Below are 22,441 nucleotides of genomic sequence, written 5' to 3'. Positions count from 1 at the left end.
GGATTGGTGAATGGTTAATATATCGTAGACTCGGGTATTGCCTGATGATCGTACCTACAGCGCCGGGGACCAGGACGGCGAACTATTGTGCGTGCCACCGAACGTGATGCGTTCCAACCCTTTTCCGTCCGTATCCACCATATAGATGTGGCTTTTTCCGTCGACGGTCGAACTGAACGTGATATGCCGGCCGTCGGGAGACCAGGACGGCGAGTCATCGATCCCGGGCCCCGTCGTGACCTGAACCCGCTTCTGTCCGTCGGGGGATAGGATACAGATCTTATACAACCGCTGAGCGGTCCGGCAGACATACGCAATCCAGTTGCCGCGCGGCGACCAGGCCGGAGCGGCATTGTAGTCGCCTTCGTAGGTCAGGCGACGAACGTTGGACCCGTCTGCGCTCATGACAAAAAGTTGAGGAGCACCTCCGCGGTCCGAGGTAAACGCAATCTCGCGGCCGGTGGGCGACCAGGTCGGCGAGAGATCGCCCCCCTGATTCACCGTCAGCCGCTGCGGAGTCTTGGTACGGGTGTCGAGTTTATAAATCTCGGAATTGCCGTCCTGACTGCTGGCAAACGCCAGAAAATTCCCGTCTGGCGACAAGGCAGGCGTAATGTTCAGCCCCGCCATTGAGACTAGCGTCCACCGTTTGCCGGTCGCCAGTTCCAGGATATCGATGTCCTGGGTATTCCGGCTCCGATAGGCTGTGAACACAATGAACCGGCGATCGGGCGACCAGCGCGGCATCAGATTCAGAAAGCCGTCCGCCGTAATCTGCTTGGGCTCATATCCATCGTAGTCCATCACGAACAATTCACGGGCATTGCCATGCTCCGCGACATATACAATTTTGGTCCTGGCGATGCCCGGCTCTCCGGTATAACGAAACACCAATTCATCGGCAAACCGGTGCGCCATCAACCGCACGACCGAGGTCGAACCCACATAACGCTTTCCACCGACGACCTCATCGCTGCCGCTGTCGTAGACGAAGCCGTCCATCAACAGCTCACTCTCTTTGCTGCCGTTCTTCTGGCCCGACTTCCCCCAGACCAGCACGGAGACGCCGTTCTCTGCCGCCTGCTTAAAGATCGCCTTGTCGGTGGTCGACACTTCGCGCGCCTTCACCCCGATGGCAGGTAGATCCACCAACGAAAAGACCAGAGACCGCTGAAGGTCCGCCTTCAGCACTTCCTCGATACGGCCCCCGAGCCATTCGGGACCGCCGCCGTTCTGAAAACCGAATACTCCAATGGGAATCTTTTGAAAGTCCGGCCGGGTTGCCTCCAGAAACACATCGGTCGCGCGGGAATCCAGAATCCCGAAGAGCCCGGCTCCCACCACGACACAGAGAGCAATCATAAGACCAATGATCACACGATTCATCCTGCAGCCTCGCCTACGGCAAAAGTAAAGTGGGCATCAAAATAAGAATCCGTCAAATCCGGCGGAAAGGGTGGCAACGGAATCGCGCTCTGCACGGCCCGTTGCGCAGCCATATCATAGTAATCGTTGCCGGACGACTGTTCGATGATGACCGACCCCACCCGGCCATCGCGCTCCAAGCGGAACCGCACGGTGACGGTCAGGACCTTGCCCGAAATATCGACCGGCGGTGCCGTCCAGAAACTGCTGATCCTGGCCTGCACACGGGCCAGGTATTGATTCGATCCCGGCATCCCTGCCACGCGCAACCGGGTTTCAGGCTTGCTACGGGGGACACTGGCCGTCACCGGCGGAGCACTCGCAACCGGCTGCGGTTCGCGGAACATCGGCTTCACCTCCCGCACCGGCTCAGTCGCTTTGACCGGCGAAAGGGATGGCAGTTTCTTCAAATCCTGCAGCTCGCGATCAAGGTCGTTATTCATCTCTTCAGAGAGAGAGGCGCGCTTCGTGGGAGTGACAGCCGACTTGGGAGGTTCCTGCGGAGGCGCGGTTTGGGCGGCGGCCATCTCAGGCACGTTCAATTTCTTCAGCATCGCATCCAGGTCTGATCGCTCAGGTCCACCCACTTTCGGCTGAGCAGACTTTTTCACCTCCGCCGGTTTCATCGGGGCCAGATCGCCATACTGGGGCGCATTCGGCGGCAACTCGATATCTTTCATCACATCCCGAAGCACATCCGCCCGGTTGGTCACGGGGGCGGAAGAAGGCGACTTCGCAGCCTGCGGAACGGGCTGTGGCGCCGCCAGCACAGGAGCCTGCAAACGAGGCGCAGGAGCCGGTGCCGGAGCTGGTGGCGCCGACTTGGCCACCGGAGCGGCCTGGACCGGAGGCGGAATCGGAGGCGGTGTTGGGGTCTGCACCGTCTTGGGAGGCACGGGCATCGGAGCAGATTGCACCGGCTTGGGTGTGGGATGGGGAACCGCCTTCTCAACCTTCGGCTCGGGCTTCGCTTCCACAGGCGGCAACGTGACCAGCGAGACTTCCACCGCCGAGAGCGGACGTTCTGTTTTCTTAAAGAACTTGGCACCCATAATCACGGATAGGAGGCAGAGGTGGAGCACCAGGGACACCACAACCGTCTTGCGAAGACGGCGGCTTCCGGCTTCACCCACATCCCCGATCAGAAAGAGCGCGGTATGTCTTGGCAGGGCTTGGAACGTCATGACTTGCGATACGACCGTGTGGCGCGCGAGTCGCGGCGCCGCTACCTTTTGCGTGGCTGCGCGGGGGTCGCGACCGACTCACTCACGCGTTCGGCACCTGTAGGCTCCGTCACCATACCAAGCTTCTCAATCCCGGCTTTCTTCACACTGTCCATCACCTGCACCACGATCCCGTAAGGCACGTCCCGATCGGCGCGGAGATAGAGCGAGACATCGGGGCTTTGATCTTTCAAGGCCCGAAGCTTCCGCTCGAGTTGCACGACACTCACCGCGTCCTTATCCAAATACAAACGCTGATCGCGCTCAATGGACAAAACCGCTCTCGCTTCAGGCTTAATCGTATTGCTGGCGGACTTGGGAAGATTGATATCCATCCCGCGATACAACATGGGGGCGGTCACCATGAAAATCACGAGCAACACCAACACCACGTCCACCAGCGGGATCACGTTGATCTCCGCCATGAAGCGCCGGTGTCTGGTCTCCGACGTCACAACTGCCCCCCAACTGCGGCCTGCTTCATCCGGGTCTGCAATGAACGCATCGCCTCCACTGTGAACGATTCGATCCGGAACACGGTCTTACGAATGCGGGTCAGATAATAGTTGTAGAAGATCACGGCAGGAATAGCGGTAAACAATCCGGCCGCGGTCGCCACCAACGCTTCAGACACGCCGGGAGCCACAGCCGCGATGCTCGCAGTTCCCTGAGTCCCGATCTCACGAAACGAGTCGATGATACCCAACACCGTCCCCAGCAATCCGATGAAGGGGGTAATGTTCCCCGTCGTGGCCAGCACGGGCAGGTACGATTCCAAATGCGAGACTTGGTTCTGCACCAGATAGGCCACGGTCTTGTCCATATATTGATGATCGATCGCAGCCACCGGATCCTTCGAGGCACTGGCCGGTTGAGACGCACTCACTGTGCCATCCCCGGACACCGTCAGGACGCGATCCATAATGCCCTGAAATACACGCGCGCTCGGGCTGCCGTCGGCCCGCTTGGATTGGCGATACAGTTCATCGAGATCGCGAATCTTCGTAAACGCGCTGAAGAACCGCTGATCCTCGCGATCCGCCGCTTTGAAAGTCCGCCATTTGTAGAAAATCACACCCCAGGAGAGAATCGAAGCGACAAAGAGCAGTAGAAGAACGATTTTCGAGACCGCCCCCAGTGAGCCCACCAACCCCATTACGCCTGATTGGAACATGAGCCTAGACCTTTCCCTTCACATGGCGTCGCATGAAAACGGTAAGCATGGATTGTACCAAAAGCTGGGGGAATGGCGGGGCCGACGGGATTTGAACCCGCGACTTCCAGATTGACAATCTGGCGTCCTAACCAGGCTGAACGACGGCCCCACGCAACCCAAGATGGCGGAAGAAGAATTCAGATCTTCAGAATCAAACAGTCTAAATACGGTAGAGTGTACTCTTGTACATCACTACTAATGGATAAGGCAATGCCTTGCGCGCAATTCCCTGCATTTCTTCATTGGTAGGCGGAACAGGGATCGAACCTGTGACCTCTGCCTTGTAAGGGCAGCGCTCTCCCAATTGAGCTATCCGCCCGATTTTTCTCGCTCTCGGCAGATTTTCGGGATGCTATCAACTCCACAAAGCAGTGTCAACCAGGAATCATGCATTATTCTTGCAAGATTCTCGCAATGCGAAAATTTCTCCGGGAGCTTCCAGTAGAGGTAGCGAGTGTCACCCCTCATCGGCGCGATCTGTTGCGCGGGAAACACGCAGTGTGGACTTTTTTCAACTGTGACGAGTCCACATGCGTATAAATTTGCGTCGTCGCGATGTCGGCATGCCCTAACATCGCCTGCACGGATCGCAAGTCAGCGCCCCGTTGCAACAAGTGCGTGGCGAAGGAATGTCGCAGCATATGAGGCGAAGGAATCCTCTTGATGCCGGCCCGGTGCGCACGCGCGCGGAGCAATTTCCAGAAAGCCTGCCTCGTGAGCGGCGTGCCACGACGGCTCACGAACACAAATCGTGACGACCGCTGTTTCAGCAGCGCCGGTCGCGCAGCGAGGAGATAGGCCTGCAACGCCTCAATCGCCGGACGTCCGATCGGCACGACACGCTGTTTATCGCCCTTGCCAGTGATACCGACATAGCCGACATCCAGATTGCACTGGTCAATCCGCAGCGAGATCAATTCGGACACACGCACCCCGGCGGCATAGAGCACCTCCACCATCGCGCGATCACGATGATCTTCCGGCAATGGACGGGGCGGCAGATCCAGAAGACGCGTCACCTCCTCGGGACTGAGCGTTTTCGGCAACCGTCGGGCGCGCGAGGTGCTGCGCAAACTCACGGTCGGGTTGGCGGCAATCATCCCCTCCTGCTTCAGAAAGCGGAACAGACTCCTGACCGCGGCAAGCGCGCGCGCGCGGGACGACGACGCGAGGCCTGACCGATGCAGATGATCGAGAAATCCGGCCAGCAGCGGAGGCGACATCTCCCGCACATCAGAGACCTGCCGATCCCGGAGATAGCGCTGAAACGTCGCGACGTCCCGCTGATATGCCAGCAGCGTATTGCGTGACAAGCCCCGCGCGATCCGCACATGATCCCAGTAGCGCTCGATGAACGGCTCCAGCGGGAGTCGCTCCGGGACCGGCGCAGACAGATCCTCCGACTCACGGCTCATGGGAAACACCCTTGCTGAATGCGACGAGGAACAGGCTGCATCGACTATAGCCAAGCCTCCTTCCGAACACAACGCATCGACCTCGAGTTACCTTGACACCCCCGCACCTGTTTCCTATAGTAGCCTCACTTGCGGCGAGAGCGTTCGCCATGCACAGGAGTCAATGGTTCCTCGATCAGTACCCCGCGCCCCGCATCTCCGCGCGTGCAGCGTCGCCCTCGCGGTGGCGTTCCTCGCGGGCCTAGTCACGCTCGGTGAGGCAGCCCCTGCCAAAAAGAATCCAGCGCCGTCCCGCACAGAGCAATCGAAATCGCCGACTGCCGCCGGCCAGTCCGTGCTCGACCAGGCCAAACGTCTGATCGACTCGGAACAACCGGAAGCCGCAGCGGTCATGCTGCGACGCTTCATCGAAAGCGGTCCCCCTCCCGACCTCCTCGACGATGCCTACTTGTTGATGGCCGCGGCCATGTTCGGCATGAAAGAACATGCGGAAACCGTCCGCTACGTCAATCAGCTGCTCGGCGAATTTCCCAGCTCTGACCTGGCCGATCGGGCCAAACTGCTGCTCGCCAAAACTCACGCGCGCGCGGGCAACCTCGACCTGGCGCTCCCGCTGCTCTCCGAGGTCCGCAGCCTCTCCGCCGATCCCGCCATCAAGCGCGATGCGCTGCGGCTCACGGGCGAATTCCAGGCGCAGAAGAAAGACTACCTCCGGGCCATCCAAGCCTGGCTGGATGAGATTCCGCTGGATGCCGGCGACCAGGCCCATGAAACCGAAGGCCAGATCCGGCAACTCGTCAATGAGCAACTCGACGCTCCGGCGCTCGTGCGCGTCCGCGAGGCCTACCCGAAATCATTTCCGGGAGATCTGGCCTCCATCAAGCTCATCGAACTCCATACCGCCGCCGGAGAAGATCATCTGGTCGAACGGGATTTGCGCCTCTTCCTGAGCCGCTTCCCCAACCATCCCTATGCCGCAAAAGCGGCCGACCTCCAGGCGGTGGTGCGGACAAAGTTCAAATCACATCCCTACTCCATCGCCGCCATCTTTCCCATGTCCGGAAAGCTGGCCCCTTTCGGAGCCGAGGTATTGAACGGCATCCAGCTGGCCCTCGAACGCTCCAAAGACGGCGGCGAGACACCCTCGATCGGCCTGATCGTCAAGGATACGGAATCTGACCGTGCCGCCTTTCTGGATGAACTCTCCGGCGTATTGTCCGACGATCGCCCGCTCGCCGTGATCGGCCCGCTCCTGTCCAAGAACCTGCCGGTGATGGCTGAAATGGCCGAACGGACACGCATTCCGCTGATCACGCCCAGCGCCACCGCCCCGAACCTTCGACGATTCGGCAGCTACGTCTTCAGCACAGCGCTTACCTATGGCCACCAGGCCAAACGCGTGGCGGACTATGCGATCCGGGAACAGCAGTACAAACGCGTCGCCATTCTCTATCCCGATACCGCCTACGGCCGCGACCTGGCCCGCTTGTTCGCGCAAGAAGTCCGGCAACAGGACGGAGAACTGATCGTGAGCGAGCCCTACAAGGAAGGCGACAGCGACTTTCGCGCCGTGATCGGCAAGCTCAAAGCCGAGGATCTGAAGAAATACGGCGTGGAAGTGCAAGTCGACAACGATCCGGCCAAAACCGGGATCAGACAGGGAGGCAAGAAAGGCAAGCGCCTGCTCTACTCACCGGGGTTCGACGCCGTGTTCATCCCTGGACGTTCGCTGGATGTGGGACTGCTGGCAGCCCAATTGGCGTTTTTTGACATCGCGGTTCCGTTGCTTGGGGCCAACGGATGGAACACTCCGGATTTCGCGCGGGTCGCCGATCGAACCGTCGAAGGCAGTGTCTTTGTCGATGGCTTCTTTGCAGAGAGCAGCAGCCCGATCGTACAGGAATTTGTGGAGCGGTATCGCAAACGGTTTCAAGCGACCCCTTCGCTGTTCGCTGCCCAGGGCTATGACGCCGCACGATTGGCTGTGGAAGCCATCAAGCGGGGGGCGACCACCGGCGAAGGCGTCCGCGACTTCTTAATGATGCAACATGACCTGCCGACCTTGAGCGGCCCGAGCGGGTTCAGTCCCGACGGCACACTCAATCGCCGCGTCTTTCTGATTCAAGTCAAACAGGGAAGGTTCGTCCCACTGGACTGACGGGTGCGGTGCCGGTGGAAAGAAAATCGATCCATTGAAATTTCAGGCGAGATCGACCAGCGACTCAGGATGCTCACCAGGGCCGTCCAGCAAGGCCGCAGCGAGCGAAGCACCGAGGCAAAGCGAGGACGAGGCCGGCGGGCTCTTTCAGCATCCTGCAAGAATACAGGAGTGATGGCATGACAACGGGTCAGAAACGGGTACTCAGCGGGATGCAGCCGAGCGGCCTGCTCCATCTTGGCAATTGGTTGGGCGCGCTGGAGAACTGGAACGCGCTGCAGGAGCAGTACGAGTGCTTCTTCTTCGTGGCGGACTGGCATGCCTTATCCTCCAACTACGCCGACACCAGCCGCATCAAAGAATATGTGCGGGAACTGCTGATCGATTGGCTGGCAGCCGGGATCGACCCGAAGCGCGCCACCGTTTTCGTCCAGTCCCAGGTGCCGGACCATGCCATTCTCCATCTGTTGTTTTCCATGATCATTCCGGTCTCCTGGCTGGAACGAAACCCGACCTACAAGGAGAAACAGGAAGAGATCAAGGAGCGCGACCTGAGCACCTACGGCTTTCTGGGCTACCCGGTCCTGCAGGCCGCGGACATCCTCCTCTACAAGCCCGATTTCGTGCCGGTCGGCAAAGACCAGTTGCCGCACCTCGAACTCACTCGCGAACTCGCGCGCCGTTTCAACAGCCTTTATCGTCCGGTGTTTCCAGACCCGCAGGAACACCTCACCAAGTTTGCGAAGGTCCTGGGCACCGACGGGCGCAAGATGAGCAAGAGCTACGGCAACGCCATCAACCTCTCCGATCAGGAACCCGTCGTCCGGCAGAAAATCAAGACCATGATCACCGATCCGGCGCGGGTGCGACGCCACGACCCCGGCAACCCGGATGTCTGCCCCGTCTACGACTTTCACAAGATTTTCTCACCGCTGCCGGTGATCGAGCAGGTCAACCAAGACTGTCGCAAGGCGGCTATCGGTTGCATCGATTGCAAGAAGCTGGTGGCCGATCGGGTGGTGGAGCGCCTGGCACCGATGTGGGACGCCCGCGCCACCCTTACCCAGCATCCGTCGCGCCTGGACGAGATCGCCGAAGACGGGCGCCGCCGCGCCACGGCCGTCTCATCCCAGACCATGGCCGAAGTGCGCGACGCCATGAAGATCTAAGTGATCGTGGCGCCGGCGAGGACGCCCGCTGGAAAGACAGCCTGCTAGGCGGGTTTGGCGAGTTTGCGCCAGACATCGGTCAGTTGGCGCTGCACAGGCACTCGGATCTTCGTAAACGAGAGACCGAATTCGTTCGGCTGACACCAGCGCACGGTGGCCCCATCGATGAGAATGGGGTTGGCACTGTCCCCCGGGAAAATGCACAGCTCCACCTCGGCGCCGACCAGAACCTGCACCGAGCTGAGAATACGACAGCCGCCGGGAGACAGGTCGGTCAGATCCCCGTCTCCGGCCAGCATCTTCCCCTTCATCGAAAAATGACTGCGAAACTGAACGTGAACACGTTCATGCTTGCGTTGATTCTTCATTGTGAATTCGGCCTCCGTGCCCGTCGACAGACGGTGCTTCGCATCACTCGTACGATAGGCCAGAAGCCCGTAAAACGCCAGCACTGCCCGTTTCTTGGCAGGAAGGGTCTAGCGAAGAGCAGGGCGAACTGCGCACATCGTGCAGGCAGGCTTCGCGACGCTACAGGGCTTCCGGCTTGGGTTCCCCTATCGACGTGCCGACCGCATCCAACATATCTCGTCCCACGAGAATGGGCGCCTGGAAGTGAATCGCCAAGGCAATGGAGTCTGAGGACCGGCTGTCGAAGACCTTTTCCTGCCCCTGGAACGCCACAGTCAAACTTCCGTAATACGTTCCCGCTTTGAGGGTAATCACGGTCCGGACCACACGACCACCGAGCGACTCGAGAATGGTATGCATCAGGTCGTGGGAAAGCGGGCGGGGCAATTTCTCACCGGTCAAGGCCGCTTGAATGGAGGCGGCAACCGTGTGATCGACAAAGACGGGAATGGTTTTGCCGTCCGCCGAGAGCAGGACCACGGGGCCGTGATCGGAGAGCCGCACACGCACATCGCTGATGGTCACATTGGGAGAACTGCCGGCCTCGCCGGCACGGGCTTGGGGATCGGAAACGGACAACGCCAGCACCAGTGAGAGGAGCGGAAACACCAACCAAAATCGTGTCGTCGCGCTCATGGTTCCCTCCTGTGGTTCACATGGAAGCTGCTATGAGCCCCCGCTGCTACCAAACTGTGGAAAAGTCAATTCTTGCGTAATACATCCCGGACAGCTCGCATGCCATGGCAGCGTCAGAATCGCCAGCAGGATGCGCAAAAAGGCCGTCCAGCGAGGCCGCAGCGAGCGAAGAGGTGAATCGTACTCTGCGCCGTCCGGTGATCCTCTGAACGAAGCGAGAACGCCGCTGGACGGACTTTTTCCGCATCCTGCTAGGCTCGCACAAAGGAATTGGTCTCCCGCTCCCGGCCAATCTCCGTCTCGGGCCCGTGCCCGGTGACCACGGCAGTCTGTTCGTCGAGCGTATACAGTCGTTCCCGGATCGACTGTTCGATGACATCAAAATCTCCGCCCCAGAGATCGGTGCGGCCGATGGATCCGCGAAACAAGGTGTCACCGGCCACCACCAGCTTCGCAGCAGGAAAGTGAAAACACATGGAACCGGGGGTATGCCCGGGCGTGTGCAACGCGATCCCTTCCAACTCGCCGATCGCCAACCGCTCCTCATCCTTCAACCAATAGTCCGGCGGTGGCGCCGGGACATAGGGCACGCCGAACATGCGGCACTGCATCTCCAGAATGTCCCACAGAGGACGATCATCGGGATGCAGGCAGAGTGCGGCGCCGGTCGCCTGCTTCATCGCTCCCGATGCGAGAAAGTGATCGAAATGCGCATGGGTGTGCACAATGCTCACCACCGTCAACCCCATCGCGCGGACTTCCTGCAGAATGCGCTCGGGTGCCCCGCCCGGATCGACCACAATCGCTTGTTTCGTGATCGGATCTCCGATGATCGAACAGTTACAACCGAGCGGCGGAACGGAAAAGGTCTTGCGAATCATGCACACTCCTCAGTGAACCAAACGAGTACCACGACGCACCTGCCCCCCTGCTATCGACGGCCTGAAGGATTCTGGTCCGGCTGCGCAACCCACAACACGTCCGTATCGTAAATCTCCCAACGCCCCTGTCGGCGCACGAACCAGAACAAAAATCCGGCACCGGTCGCATTAGGCCGCTGATTCGCCACATAGAGCAAGGCCTGGTCGCCCCGCAATGTCAGTCCCACACGGGAGAAGGCCAGCCGGTCGAGGGTCTCGAGAGCATCCTCGTCACCATCCTCCTCAATAGGCCAAGCAGCGGGAACAACCGGGACAGCAGCTTCAGTCTCCGGCACCCCTTCGCCGGACACGAACCGGTAGCGTACCCCGAAGGTAAAACGGGCATCCAATCGAGCCGGCCGCTGAGCCTTCGCCACGAAATCCCGAATGAGATCCTGAGGCAACCGGCCATCGAAAAATCCCTGCTCGGCAAACCAGGCCACCGTCGGCAACTGCGGCTCCTCCGGATGCAGACGGGTGGACGTCATGCGTTCGATGATGACCAGTCTGGTACGAGAGGTCAGGAACTTTGCCTCGACGGCGAGGTCATAAAACGGATACTCGTCGGCAGGCACGGACTCCGGCTGCTCGGGCGTTGCCGCGGCAAACACCACGGCTGTCGCTGGTTGACACAGCGCCAGACTGACGAGCAAAACCACCTTGCACCAGAACGCCATGACCACAGAATAGCCGCTTGTTTCGTGATGGGTCAAACCGGCGGGAACATGAATGAAGATGGACAAGGGGGGCCAAACTCTGGTATTGGTCTGATGGTCTTACCCAAACTATGATCAAGCCTCCCCAGCGATCGCTCGCAGCTCTCTTCAGCCTCGCAGTACTATCGTGGTGTGTCGGATGCACACCGGACGAGTCGCCGTTTCGCCAGGAAAACGAAAGCCTCCGCAAGCAATTGGCGAAGCAGGAGTCGGTCATGAATTCGCTGCAGGACGGCAACAAGGTCATGCAGCAACAGATCGATCTGCTGAACCAGGAATTACGTGACGCCAAGAAGCAGGCGGAGCATGCTCAAGCCGAGGCAAAGGCGCTGCAGGCCGAAGCCAAGGCGCTCGGGACCAAACTCGACTCCCAACTGGCCGAGTCGAAAAAGCTGTCGGGAGAGATTCAGCGAACGGCCGCAAAAGCGGCCCAGGCCACGGACAATATCCGCGTCGAAGAGAAGGGCTCGCAGGTCGAGGACCTCCCGCGCCCGCTGGTTGCAGTCGGAAAAGCCGCCGAAGAAGCCCTGGCGCGCAACGGCTACCGCGTGAAAGTCAGCGTCAAGACCGACCAGAAAACGATCTACGTCACCGAACGCAAAGTCACCACCCCGACCTCGCTGGAAACCTCAGGCTCGCGCAATCAGTATGTGGTGTCGCTCCAAGCCCTGCCGTCCAACGTCACTCGGTTGAGCGTCAAAGCCGACTTTGAACGCCTGGCGCAGGGCGGTCGCATCCTGGCGGTGGATGCGGAGGAAACCGCGGAGATCGAACGCCGGCTGATTGCCGAAATCGGAAAAGCCGTCGCCTCGCCGAGTAAACTGTAATGCCTGCACGTTCCGTCTTACCGGGAATGGCTTCCATTCCACGCTACGTAGGCCTTGCAATCCTGTTCCTCATCTCAGCCTGGTCCAGCCCGAGTTTCCCCGCTGCCAACCGAGCCCCCAGTCCTCCACCTTCTGCTGAACTGGCCAAGCACCTGACATCAATCGCCAAACTCACGACCGGTTCGCCTACCATTCGAATTCCCGAAGGGCCGTTCCTGCTAGGCAGCGTCCGGGTGGATGACGATCCCTATGGGATGGGCACACAGTTCGACGATACGGAACTTCCACAGCACCGGGTCTGGATGGATGCCTACGAAATCGACCGCGACGAAATCAGCCTCGGTGAATATCTCTCCTATCTATTCGCTCACAAGCTGCATCCCTCAAAGGACCTCCAGCACCTGATCTGGCACGTGATCACAGTGCACTCCGTCACCGATGAGACGCTGGCCCAGTGGCCCGCCTTATACGTGACCTGGAAAGAAGCCGACAGCCTGTGCCGCTCATTGGGCAAACGCCTGCCGACCGAAGCGGAATGGGAGAAAGCCGCGCGCGGGCCGGACGGAAATCGCTTCCCCTGGGGGGACACCCTCCCCGACAGTACACTCGCCATGTTCGGGCAACATCACGTGCATGAAATCCCGATTCTGGCGCCTGTGAGCAGCGGCGAGGCGGGGAAAAGTTACTACGGAGTCCACCACATGGCGGGGAATGTCGCCGAATGGGTCAACGACTGGTTCGGCTTCGATTATTACGCCTACATGCCGGAACGCAATCCGCCCGGACCGACCAGCGGCCGGTACAAAAGCCTGCGCGGCGGGTCCTGGAAAAGCCGGCCGATCATGCTCAGGACCGCCACCCGCAGCGGCGCACCTGCCGATCAGCGCTCCGCCACCGTGGGCTTTCGTTGTGCCAAATCGGTGCCGCCTTCAGCCGCACCGTAATAGGCCACGACTCCCGAAAACTTTCTCGACAAGCACAAGTCCGCCACAGCCAGACATTCCAGCCCGAACGGCAGGTAGCCGGCATACCCGAGCAGCGGCATCTCAAACAATTTGAACCGTTGCACGAACGGCACCGCATATTCCCATCGGGCCAGGCTGTAAAAGTTCCACATCTCCCAGAACCAGCCGCAGATCAACGCCGCAAGCGCCGCTGCCCAAAGGGTTCTCCAATCGCCTTGCGCCGTGCCGCTGCAGATCGTCGGCTCATCCCGAATCAATTGCAGCGACGTGATCAGCAACAGCGGCGCGACCCACACCAGCGAGAAGAGATAGTCAGGCCACAGACCAATTCCGAAAAGCCCGACGGCCGAACCGATCAAGAGCCCCCACCCCCACGTCGTATGGTTCTTGAATTCGAACGTCACAAACCGATCCAGCCCTGCCGATAACCTCGGAAATGACGACAACCATTCTGCCGTACCAAGTACCGCGGGCAGCACCGTGGAGAAGGGTAGCGTCGCGCGCACCAGATACTCCCACGCGCTTAACTCTCCTCCACCGACGTAGTGCCAGTTCTGAACAAAGCGATTCAGATATTCGAAGAACCACCAGAAGCAGGCACTGAGCGGAAAGAGAGACAGAACGTAGCGCGGACGGTGCAGCAGCATGCAACGGCCGGTGCGACGATACGTCAGCGCATTCACCACTACGATGTAACCTATCCAGAGGGGGGCAAACGTATGGGCCTGCACTGCCTGCATCCACTCGAATCGGGTCCAGGCCAGGAACCAACAGCCCGAGCTCCAGAACAGCGCGAGCCATCCCCACCAGGGGAAGCGGCCCATGGATGCGCGTCGTTCGTGAAACGTAACACGTGAAACGTGGCTCGGATCGGCCGTTGCTGGGAAGTCAGATCGTTGCATCCGCAAAACGTACGACCAAAACGGGGTCAGTAGCCCGATGATCATCGCGGCCATTCCAGTAAAGATCGGCCAGGAAAAGGGCTCGTGGGCAACGAACCGCGTCGTCGGTGGAAATTCGAGATAAGACGCGATGGGCCTACCAGCCCACCAGACACCGAGTAGCGGCAGTCCAGCGCCAAGCGCCAGGGACCATGAGAGGATGACCCACCGGGATCTCACCTGACCACCTCTTTTCTGCCTGTGAGGGACGACCATTTCTACCATGACCGCACCATGAAGCAACCTACCCTCACTGTACTGATCTGACACAACGCGAACGGACCGAATGATTCAACCTTCGCCTTCAGGGAGAGCTGTGGTAGGTTGGGACGCAGGGAGAACATCCATGCGTCGATCGATCGCTCTCATGCCGGCCATGATCATGGTCTCCATCGCCGGCTTGCTGCTGATGCCTACTCTCTCGCAGAGCCGGGGCGGAGGTGGGCAAGTGACCGTCACGCCGACCGCCGATAAGGTCATTGCCTGGTCGGCCGTGGGTGGCGGAGTTGAAGAGTCACTGCAACCGGGGGAATCCGTCGTCACGTCAGGCGCGCGCGGACACACAGGGTTCGTGCAGACGTCGAATCGACTGCTAGGATTTTCTGCCGGCCTGCGGCAATGGCGTGAAGTGTCGCTGGGAGTCGAGGAGCGGATCGTACGACATCAACTGCTGCCGTTTCTGATTCTTGCCCACAGCAATCAACAGGTGTACGGATTTCAAGAAACGCGGGGGCACTGGACGGAGCTGTCACTTGGGCCAAACGAAAAAGTTGTCCAGCTGCGGGGTCACGGGCATGTGGCCGTCGCCATCACCAGTGAACGCGCGCTGGGATTTTCGACCTACACCGGCGGTTTTTTTAACATCGCCTGGACGCCGGATGAGCGGGTGCTGTCCGTCGACGGCAGTCAAAACGGCATGGTCGTCCGCACCTCGTCCCGCACCGTCATCTTCAAGTCGCAATCAACCGGATGGACCGAGGTGCGATAGCAACTCGCCACGCGCCTCGGCCGCAATCTTACATCCGGCCTTCGTCCAGCTCGATCGCATGGACCCAGGTGGTTGCGGGAGGGAGCGCGGTCACCGGTACGCCTCGCTTTGTGGCGATGTCCTGCAGGCGGCCCTGATACCGCTGCCTGGCCGCGTCGTCTTTGGGGCCACCGGTGAGGATGCCCTTCGACCACTCGGCAATTTCTTGTTCCGAATGCTTACGGCCGTGAGTCTTGACCCAAGCCAGTAACGACTCATCGCTTCCACCAGCCAACACCTGCTGCTCGAAGGCTTTCGGGTCGATCTGCAGAAAGTCGATCAGGTACTTATCGAACCCGACCGTGATGTAGTTATAGTCCTGAATCTTGCCTGCATGCCGCAAGCGAACCTTGTCGATAAACCGGCCCAAGTGGGCGATGCCTCCGAGGAGGACTTTGGGACTGCGGGGATAGGCTGGTTGAGTCATTTGTAGATTCTCCAGAATGGTGATTCCGGAGAAGATACAGAGCAGGAGGAAAGAAGTCTAGAAGAGACGATGAGCGCTGATAGGTCGCCACTGATCCCTACCTCCCAGTATCACCCTTTGCGAATAAATCGCCACGCTTTCAGCCGCGCACGAGCTCGAGTGCGTCACCTGAAAGCGCCTGTTGGCCACATATTTGGTACAACTTTTCATGGACGAAGACGCTGCATCATGAACCTGTAACTCTGCTCGAGGCCACCGCCATACTTCCAAATATCAGCCTTCCGCCGCTGGATCTCTTTTCGAGCATCTTGAATTAGTTCTCGCTGGACTTCTCGGCTTGGTATTTTCGTAAAATGTCCATGCGCGGAATCGTAGCGACGCTTGCGGCTATTGCAATAGTAACAAGAGGTGACTCGGTTCAAAGGGGCCTCGGCATGCTCCCCCGCAATGTTGCGAGGAATGAGATGGTCGCCTTGAAGCTGTACCCAATCTTCTGGCGTTCAGCTACCGTCGAATCCGCAGTACTGGCAAATGCAGCGATGTTCCAAGAATGTGTCGAACCAACCGCGCACAAGCTGTGGGTCTAAGTCTTCGTCGCCTGCCTCCATGTACTATCTCCTTCCTCGGGCGCGTAACAATGCTTAGGCGGATCCAAATAAGAACCGAGTCTGCCATTTTCTACACGCTCACCACACCTTCAATGATCGTGAGCAGTACTTCATAATCGAGGGTAGTCCAGTGAGTTGCGCCCTATCGACCATTTATCACCGGTTCTTAGAGACACAGCAGCCTGATTACTTTATTCTCCCTGCTCAACAAGATGCACAGTCAGGCCACAACCTCACACTTTCATTCTTGCGTTTCCCATTTACGGATCGGCGCGCGGCCAGCTCAGTTTTCCGCGGCCGACGCGCAAGGCTTCCACGAGCCTACCCTTTTCTGGCAGCCGGCCCGAGAAGAGGCTGGGTTTAGGGTCGACAGCTGGCTTCTTGAATGCTGCGACCGGTTGGTAGTCGGGGGTTGTGAGCCAAGTCCGTCCATCACCCTCGTCGGTGACGATGCGGTAGAGGCCGGAGGGCGGGGGGGCCTCAGCGTCGAGCAACCGCTTGTAGTGTTCGACTGACCATTTCTGAATGCCGACGTTGAGGGCTTCGGTTCGGAATCGTGCCCATAGTGCGGCGGTGTCGGCCGTGGGCCACCCGCCAGCGTCGGTGTAGGCTGTGATCTCGTCGGACTCGAGCCACGCCCGCATCTCCGCAGGCGTGACGAAGACAGGCTTCGCATTCTCGATCGCCGCCATAGCCGCCCGCCTTGACGGAAGGCCCGCGCGGATCAGCATCGCCATCATGAACTGCGGGACGCCGGTTTCGATCGCAGCCGCTGCGCCGCCCGCCACCGTTTCCGGCGACCAACCAAGGGACATTCTACGGGTGCGAACGGCTTCCAGCGCCCAGACTAAGCGATAGGTGAAGGACTCTTCGACTGACCGCATGTTCTGCTGTCCGATTTTGGAGACTTCCTCCCCGGACACCCAACTGCGAAGGATAGCCTTCCAATTTTCCGGCAACGCGTTCGCCTTGTCGGGGATGAATGGCCGCATAAATAGAAGGCGTTCGCCGAGACTGCTAAGCGCGTGGGCGAGTTCGTCGACGTCACCGCCCAGCGCGGCGGCGTCGGCCCGGTCGACAAGTTCGGCCAACTCGTCGGCCATGGCGTCGATGGTTAGGCCAGCTTCTAGCCCGACTCCCATAGCGAAATGTCCGCGCCGTGCTTGCGCTATGGTCGTCCTCCAGATGAGGTCGGCGCGTGCGCCGAGCACCTTTCTGTGCAGAGGGGCGACATCCTCTTCTTCACGGGCGATCTGACGAGCCCAGAGCGATCCCTTAAGTGCTTCGTCCAAGAGCTTCGGTAGGTCAGCTCGATCAGCATCCAATGCTTCGATCAGACCAAACACGGTTGAATCGAGGCGTTCGACGAGATGGGACAGAGGCCTTTCGTCGATGCTATCCTCTTCGTCGCCGCTACTGCCTTCTTCGGCATCGTCTTCCGCACTGTATTCCACGGCAGGAGTCAGACGATCAGCCACCACAGCTTCTTCGTCAGGCGATCGCCAGGCTTCGCGGGAATTGGCGAGATATTCCCAAGCGTCCTCTCGATCCAGAACACCCTCGCGCGTCAGACGGTTAAGAATCTCAGCAACGATCTGGATAAGACCGCTTTTTAGCGTGCGAGCCTTGGCGGAGGCGACCAGCCCCCTCCATTCTTTCTTGCGCCATCTAATCTTGTCGAACATAACATGGACGATCAGCCCCTCGACGTCGACGAACGCACGACCCGCACGGCCAGCAACGTTAGCGAACTCCTCGCCTTTGATCTTCTTGCTCGACCGATGGAGCGCGGGCACCAGCAGGACAGCGGCGTTGAGGTTGAGACCCTGCGAGAGCGTGGGCGAGGCGACGATCACCTTCAGCACGCCCTCGGACAGAAGAATCTCCAGCTCACGCAGGAACGGGCTCGGGAGTCGGCCATGGTGGATTGCGACGCCCGCCTTCAGGCTAGCCACAGCGGGATGATCCTCGCCTAGCCATTCCTTGCCGACCTCCAGAGCGCGGGCGATCGACATCTTGTCATCTAGCAACGAGTCCAGATAACCGCGTTTACAAAGATCCACGACCTGTTTGCCATACCCCTCGACCCAGTTCGCCTGGGTGGAGAAAATCAGGGTGCGCTTGCCCTGCCTCGCGAACTCCCATGCTGCGAACAAAGCTAGATGGGAGTTCGCCCGTGGATAAGGCTTCCGCTCCGTCCCTAGCGCTGGTTTCTCCACAACGAACCTGTCGAGAAAAGGACCATCGTCGTCGAGGTCGAACTGTAGGAGCGCGTCCTTGCCGCGCCAAGTGAGCGCACCAAACCGCTGTCGCGTGGGACGCCAGCCAGAACGCACCGGTTCACCTGGTTCGTCGGCACGAATCCAGGCCGTGAGGTCGTCGAGTTCGTCGCCGCTCGGCAAGATTGCGGAAAGACAGACGATCCGGCGTTCGGCCGCGTCTGAACGCCGAAGTAAACGCTGCACCAGAGTCTCGTAGCGGATTTCGCGCTCACTCGGACCGATCATGTGCCCTTCATCGAGGACGATAAGCCCTACATTGTCGATCAGTGACGGATCACTTCTTAGTGCGAAGTCGAGCTTTTCGGGCGTCGCAATTATGATCTCGCAGATGCGTAGAGCGTCTTCATCACCGGCCGAAAGGCCGCTGGCGCCGTAGAGCGAGGAGACCTTGAAGCCGAGAGGCGCAAAGGTCTTTCTGAAGGACCTCTCGGCCTGAGCCGATAAGGCGCGCAGCGGCGTGACGATCAGCACCCGTCGTGCGTAGGACAGGGTCATCAGGGCGGCGATCTCAGCCACCCGAGTCTTTCCCGCGCTAGTTGGTAGGGCAACGACTAAATCGTCCGTGACGTCCGTGGAACGTCGGGCGGCTTCACGTTGTGACGGCCATAGCTCCACCTCCGAAGTCTTGCGAGCATAGAGCGAAGAAATGAACAGTCGCCGCAGGTCCGGATATGTTTCCTCTGTGCCTTTGGGCGGCTCGGTCGGCAGGTTCTGGTGCAACGAGTGCTGCCACAGATCGTCGATTAGGTGGCGGCAGAGGTTCGAAATCCACCACAGCGGAACATTCCCAGCGTTGTCTGCCAGGCTAACTGCCGTGGCAAGCAAAGCCCGTGCGCTTTCAATCGGCTGGTATTCGCCCGTCTCAAGCGCGAAATCGAAGAACAGCAGGGCCCGACAGATCGTCGTATTGAGGATGGTCGACAGCACCTCGTCAACGTCGGGTTCTTCGCCCCGCAAGGCTTGAGCGATCTGCTCGTCACCATGAGCCTCGTCGTCCAGCCATCCGCGAACGAAGCCACGCAACTGGTCAAGATCTCGCAGGATCAGATGGCGGATCGCCTTTTCGCCCGGCGATGTGTTGAGGTCGCCTGCCGTCTCGTTGAAGAGCGAATAGGCGACGGCCGAGAAGCCGGCCAGATGGTACGCACAGGCGGCTATGGTACGGCGGAACCCGCGATCAGGCGCCTCGGGGTCAGCGTTGCGCACTAGGGCTTCAAACGCATTGGCAGCACGCTCGAAAGCCTTGCTGGTCAGCTCCGAAGCACCAGCTTGAGCACGCAGGGCCATCGCGCCTCGGAGCAGGGCAAAGCCGTGTTCGGCGAGATCAGTGTCAATTGCCCCCCCAAGGGGCGGCGCATTGGGCGGCAGTTTGCCCTCTGCCCGCATGAGCGACCAGGCCGCGCCACGATAGAGGAGACGCCCAAGGATACCGTCTACGGTCGCAGTCGTCAGGAACGCCGTCAGTTCGTCAATCGTCTCCAAGGTCTTCTGCCTCCAGGTACATGGCCGCGATGAAGTCTTGGTGGTCTTCGACGTGGATGTTCACGACATAATGGTCCCGGTTGGTCCCGATGGTGTCGAGGTCCTTCTCCAGCGAGGCGTGGGGACCGTTACCAGACACCGTAAAGAGCATGTGGTCGATGCGATCGGCACGGAGGGACTTTAGACCTACTTCGTCACGAAGGCTGCGGCCTAGCTCGTTGTCCACCGGGTCATTACTCTCCAACAAGCGATTGGCGACGAACAGCAGTGAGTCGGGCGTACAACGGCCATTGTCGCGGTTGAGCACCTTGCGGGCGCTCATGATCGTGGCCTTGCCGAGTACCTTGTTGCTCTTGGCCTCACCCTTCAGGAGCCAGAGCTTCTCGCCGTCTCCATCGTATCCAGCACCGATGAAGTCGTCACCGCGCATGGCCATGTTACGGCCGTCCTTGTAACGGAGACGACGCACGGGGACTCGAAGCCCGATCTCTTCCTCGACCAGTTCGGTCGCGAGAATTTCGCCGAAGTCGCCGGAACGGCCCTTGGCAGTTTGAGGCATTGCCGTGCTGAGTATTCCACTGGCGACCTTGTATCCAAGTCGATTTACATCCTCGGCGATGCGTTCGAGTCGGTCGTAGTGCGAGCGGATGGTTTCGGCGAGATCATTGCGGATCTCAATGCGGCCGCCATCCTTCTCAACATAGGTCCAGTAGTGCTTGCGCTTGTCCGTTTTTTTTGTGGACTTGCACCACCTCTCATACAGCCCCACGTCGTCCCCCGATCAATAAACCGCGATCCTGATTGCGGTTTTGGCACGCTGGCGAGAGCCGCAGAAAATGTAGCGGGAGTCCTTTCTAAACTTTTGCGGTCCGCTGAATTTGCCTAGAACATCATTGATGCACGGCGCCATTCTAGCGGATCAGAGGACAATTAGCAGCCGGGTTGGGGTCTCAACGAAGGATCTTTATGCAGCCCAGGCCGCTCTAATAGCCTATCCAGCTAGGCCGCAGCGAGCAAAAGCCCGAAGCGTACGGGTTGAGGTACGTTGAGGGTTTGAGCGAAGCGAGACGAGGCTGGGAGGATTTTTCAGCGGCCAGTCTTCACAGACTTATTCGCTTGCAGATACTTATCCACGCCTGCCGCCATCTTGCGCCCTTCGGCGATGGCCCAGACGATGAGGGAGGCGCCGCGCTTGGTATCGCCGCCGGCAAAGACGCCGTCGAGGTTGGTCATGAAGTTGTCGTCCACGGTGACGCAACCGCGCGCATCATAGGTGACGCCGAGGCTGTCGAGAAAACCGTTTCTGACCGGGCCCGTGAAACCCATGGCGAGCAACACGAGGTCCGCATCCAATTCAAAGTCCGTATTCGGCATCGACACGAACTTGCCGCCCTCGAACTTGACGCGATTGGCATGCAGCTTGGTGACATGGCCGTTATGGCCGGTAAACTTGGTGGTGGAGACGCTCCACTGGCGATCGCAGCCTTCTTCGTGCGCATGCGACGTGCGGAGTTGCATGGGCCAAAGCGGCCAGGGCGTCGAAGTCGAACGCGACGGGGGCGGCTCCGGCAACACTTCAAACTGGTGGGCTTCGCTGCACCCCTGACGATGTGCGGTTCCCAGACAATCGGACCCGGTATCGCCGCCGCCGATGATGATGACCCGTTTGCCCTTGGCGGTGATTGGTTCCTCGGAGACGGAAATGCCTGCCGTTCGCTTATTTTGTTGGGTCAGATACTCCATGGCGAAATGGATGCCCTTGAGTTCCCGACCGGGGACCGGCAGGTCACGCGCCATCTCGGCGCCCATGGTCAGCCCGACTGCGTCGAACTGTTGGCGTAACTGCTCGCCAGTCATATCTTTACCCACGGTGACGCCGGTCTTGAACTCCACCCCTTCGGCCTTCATCTGTTCCAGCCGCCGGTCGATCACCCACTTTTCCATTTTGAAATCGGGAATCCCGTAGCGCAACAACCCGCCGATGCGATCGGACTTCTCGAACACCGTCACCGTGTGTCCCGCCCGCGCCAGCTGTTGCGCCGCCGCCAAACCGGCCGGTCCTGAACCGATGATCGCGACGGTCTTGCCGGTTTTTCTGACCGGCATGGCCGGTTCGACCAGGCCTTCGTTGAAGCCACGGTCGATGATGTTCCATTCCAGCACACGGATCGACACGGGATCGCTGTTGATACCCAATACGCAGGCCCCTTCGCAGGGCGCGGGGCAGAGCCGACCGGTGAACTCGGGAAAATTATTCGTGGTGTGCAGGGCTTTGAGCGCATCTTTCCAGCGCCCGCGGTAGACGAGATCGTTCCACTCCGGGATCAGGTTCACGACCGGACAACCGGTATTGCCCTGACAAAAGGGCACACCGCAATCCATGCAACGGGCGCCCTGGACCTTAAGCTTGTCCTCAGCGATCGGCTCGTACATTTCCTTCCAATCGAGCACACGCAACTCGACCGGTTTCCGCTTCGGTCCCTCACGCGCGTATTTTAGAAAGCCTTTTGGATCACCCATCGCTTAATCGTCTTTCGTCGTTCGTATCTCGTTCAAGACTTTTCAATCACGCACGCGCTTCACGAACACCGCATCA

General features: G+C 59.6%; 19 protein-coding genes, 2 tRNA genes and 1 pseudogene. 5 read left to right on the top strand and 17 right to left on the bottom strand.

Going from position 1 to position 22,441, the window contains the following annotated elements; translation table 11 throughout:
- Positions 1 to 54 precede the first annotated feature (54 nt).
- From tolB to xerD, 7 genes are all read right to left on the bottom strand, one after another.
- A complete protein-coding gene (gene tolB / locus NSND_RS18350; RefSeq protein ID WP_159450869.1) occupies positions 55 to 1,377 on the bottom strand; it encodes a Tol-Pal system beta propeller repeat protein TolB in 1,323 nt (440 codons plus the stop codon).
- A gap of 5 nt (positions 1,378 to 1,382) precedes the next feature.
- Positions 1,383 to 2,609, bottom strand: coding sequence for an energy transducer TonB (locus tag NSND_RS21930; protein ID WP_080880362.1), 1,227 nt, complete (start codon positions 2,607 to 2,609; stop codon positions 1,383 to 1,385).
- A 41-nt stretch (positions 2,610 to 2,650) separates the two neighbouring features.
- Positions 2,651 to 3,103 (bottom strand): biopolymer transporter ExbD, encoded by a 453-nt coding sequence (locus NSND_RS18340; RefSeq protein ID WP_013249869.1) that lies wholly within the window; start codon positions 3,101 to 3,103, stop codon positions 2,651 to 2,653.
- Positions 3,100 to 3,822 (bottom strand): MotA/TolQ/ExbB proton channel family protein, encoded by a 723-nt coding sequence (locus NSND_RS18335; RefSeq protein ID WP_080880361.1) that lies wholly within the window; start codon positions 3,820 to 3,822, stop codon positions 3,100 to 3,102. The genes NSND_RS18340 and NSND_RS18335 overlap by 4 nt, the downstream gene beginning before the upstream one ends.
- Before the next feature lie 73 nt (positions 3,823 to 3,895).
- Positions 3,896 to 3,973 (bottom strand) — tRNA-Asp (locus NSND_RS18330).
- 134 nt (positions 3,974 to 4,107) lie between these two features.
- A tRNA-Val gene (locus NSND_RS18325) sits at positions 4,108 to 4,183 on the bottom strand.
- A gap of 145 nt (positions 4,184 to 4,328) precedes the next feature.
- Positions 4,329 to 5,279, bottom strand: coding sequence for a site-specific tyrosine recombinase XerD (gene xerD, locus NSND_RS18320; RefSeq protein ID WP_200810560.1), 951 nt, complete (start codon positions 5,277 to 5,279; stop codon positions 4,329 to 4,331).
- A 163-nt stretch (positions 5,280 to 5,442) separates the two neighbouring features.
- On the opposite strand from xerD, the gene NSND_RS18315 reads away from it, so the two are divergent.
- Complete coding sequence (locus NSND_RS18315; RefSeq protein WP_159450868.1) at positions 5,443 to 7,437, top strand: penicillin-binding protein activator; 1,995 nt, start codon at positions 5,443 to 5,445, stop codon at positions 7,435 to 7,437.
- Positions 7,438 to 7,616: 179 nt separating this feature from the next.
- The gene (gene trpS, locus NSND_RS18310; protein ID WP_080880359.1) at positions 7,617 to 8,606 is read left to right on the top strand and encodes a tryptophan--tRNA ligase; all 990 of its coding nucleotides are present in this window, start codon (positions 7,617 to 7,619) and stop codon (positions 8,604 to 8,606) included.
- 44 nt (positions 8,607 to 8,650) lie between these two features.
- On the opposite strand, the gene NSND_RS18305 is transcribed toward trpS, so the two are convergent.
- The 4 genes from NSND_RS18305 to NSND_RS18290 all read right to left on the bottom strand — a co-directional run bounded on the left by NSND_RS18305 (position 8,651) and on the right by NSND_RS18290 (position 11,313).
- Positions 8,651 to 8,974, bottom strand: a complete 324-nt coding sequence (locus NSND_RS18305; RefSeq protein WP_143833619.1) for a PilZ domain-containing protein — start codon at positions 8,972 to 8,974, stop codon at positions 8,651 to 8,653.
- 160 nt (positions 8,975 to 9,134) lie between these two features.
- Positions 9,135 to 9,650, bottom strand: a complete 516-nt coding sequence (locus NSND_RS18300; protein ID WP_080880357.1) for a bifunctional nuclease family protein — start codon at positions 9,648 to 9,650, stop codon at positions 9,135 to 9,137.
- A 251-nt stretch (positions 9,651 to 9,901) separates the two neighbouring features.
- On the bottom strand, positions 9,902 to 10,531 hold the full coding sequence (locus NSND_RS18295; RefSeq protein ID WP_080880356.1) for an MBL fold metallo-hydrolase: 630 nt from the start codon (positions 10,529 to 10,531) through the stop codon (positions 9,902 to 9,904).
- A 50-nt stretch (positions 10,532 to 10,581) separates the two neighbouring features.
- Positions 10,582 to 11,313, bottom strand: a complete 732-nt coding sequence (locus NSND_RS18290) for a hypothetical protein (RefSeq protein ID WP_080880355.1) — start codon at positions 11,311 to 11,313, stop codon at positions 10,582 to 10,584.
- 188 nt (positions 11,314 to 11,501) lie between these two features.
- On the opposite strand from NSND_RS18290, the gene NSND_RS18285 reads away from it, so the two are divergent.
- Both NSND_RS18285 and NSND_RS18280 read left to right on the top strand, forming a co-directional pair.
- On the top strand, positions 11,502 to 12,113 hold the full coding sequence (locus NSND_RS18285; protein ID WP_080880354.1) for a hypothetical protein: 612 nt from the start codon (positions 11,502 to 11,504) through the stop codon (positions 12,111 to 12,113).
- Positions 12,113 to 13,057, top strand: coding sequence for a formylglycine-generating enzyme family protein (locus NSND_RS18280; protein ID WP_080880353.1), 945 nt, complete (start codon positions 12,113 to 12,115; stop codon positions 13,055 to 13,057). Before NSND_RS18285 ends, NSND_RS18280 begins: the two co-directional genes overlap by 1 nt.
- Here NSND_RS18280 and NSND_RS18275 read toward each other — a convergent pair.
- Complete coding sequence (locus NSND_RS18275; RefSeq protein ID WP_143833618.1) at positions 12,994 to 13,902, bottom strand: hypothetical protein; 909 nt, start codon at positions 13,900 to 13,902, stop codon at positions 12,994 to 12,996. The two genes, NSND_RS18280 and NSND_RS18275, sit on opposite strands and share 64 nt — an antisense overlap.
- A gap of 463 nt (positions 13,903 to 14,365) precedes the next feature.
- Here NSND_RS18275 and NSND_RS18270 point away from each other — a divergent pair, with 463 nt between their 5' ends.
- Positions 14,366 to 15,007, top strand: a complete 642-nt coding sequence (locus NSND_RS18270) for a hypothetical protein (protein WP_080880351.1) — start codon at positions 14,366 to 14,368, stop codon at positions 15,005 to 15,007.
- A gap of 28 nt (positions 15,008 to 15,035) precedes the next feature.
- Here NSND_RS18270 and NSND_RS18265 read toward each other — a convergent pair whose 3' ends face one another.
- From NSND_RS18265 to NSND_RS18250, 5 genes and pseudogenes are all read right to left on the bottom strand, one after another.
- A complete protein-coding gene (locus NSND_RS18265) occupies positions 15,036 to 15,473 on the bottom strand; it encodes a DUF5069 domain-containing protein (RefSeq protein WP_080880350.1) in 438 nt (145 codons plus the stop codon).
- 206 nt (positions 15,474 to 15,679) lie between these two features.
- A pseudogene (locus NSND_RS22230) lies at positions 15,680 to 15,943 on the bottom strand (hypothetical protein); the annotation flags it as partial.
- Between the two features lie 398 nt (positions 15,944 to 16,341).
- Positions 16,342 to 19,845, bottom strand: a complete 3,504-nt coding sequence (locus tag NSND_RS18260) for a DEAD/DEAH box helicase (protein ID WP_080880349.1) — start codon at positions 19,843 to 19,845, stop codon at positions 16,342 to 16,344.
- Complete coding sequence (locus NSND_RS18255) at positions 19,832 to 20,614, bottom strand: HamA C-terminal domain-containing protein (RefSeq protein ID WP_080880348.1); 783 nt, start codon at positions 20,612 to 20,614, stop codon at positions 19,832 to 19,834. Before NSND_RS18255 ends, NSND_RS18260 begins: the two co-directional genes overlap by 14 nt.
- A gap of 317 nt (positions 20,615 to 20,931) precedes the next feature.
- Positions 20,932 to 22,365 (bottom strand): glutamate synthase subunit beta, encoded by a 1,434-nt coding sequence (locus NSND_RS18250; protein ID WP_080880347.1) that lies wholly within the window; start codon positions 22,363 to 22,365, stop codon positions 20,932 to 20,934.
- Positions 22,366 to 22,441: the final 76 nt, after the last annotated feature.

It is taken from the genome of Nitrospira sp. ND1 (assembly GCF_900170025.1).
Classification (GTDB): Bacteria; Nitrospirota; Nitrospiria; order Nitrospirales; family Nitrospiraceae; genus Nitrospira_A.
Note: the sequence above shows the minus strand (reverse complement) of the source record. Positions and strands in the feature narration are given on the sequence as shown.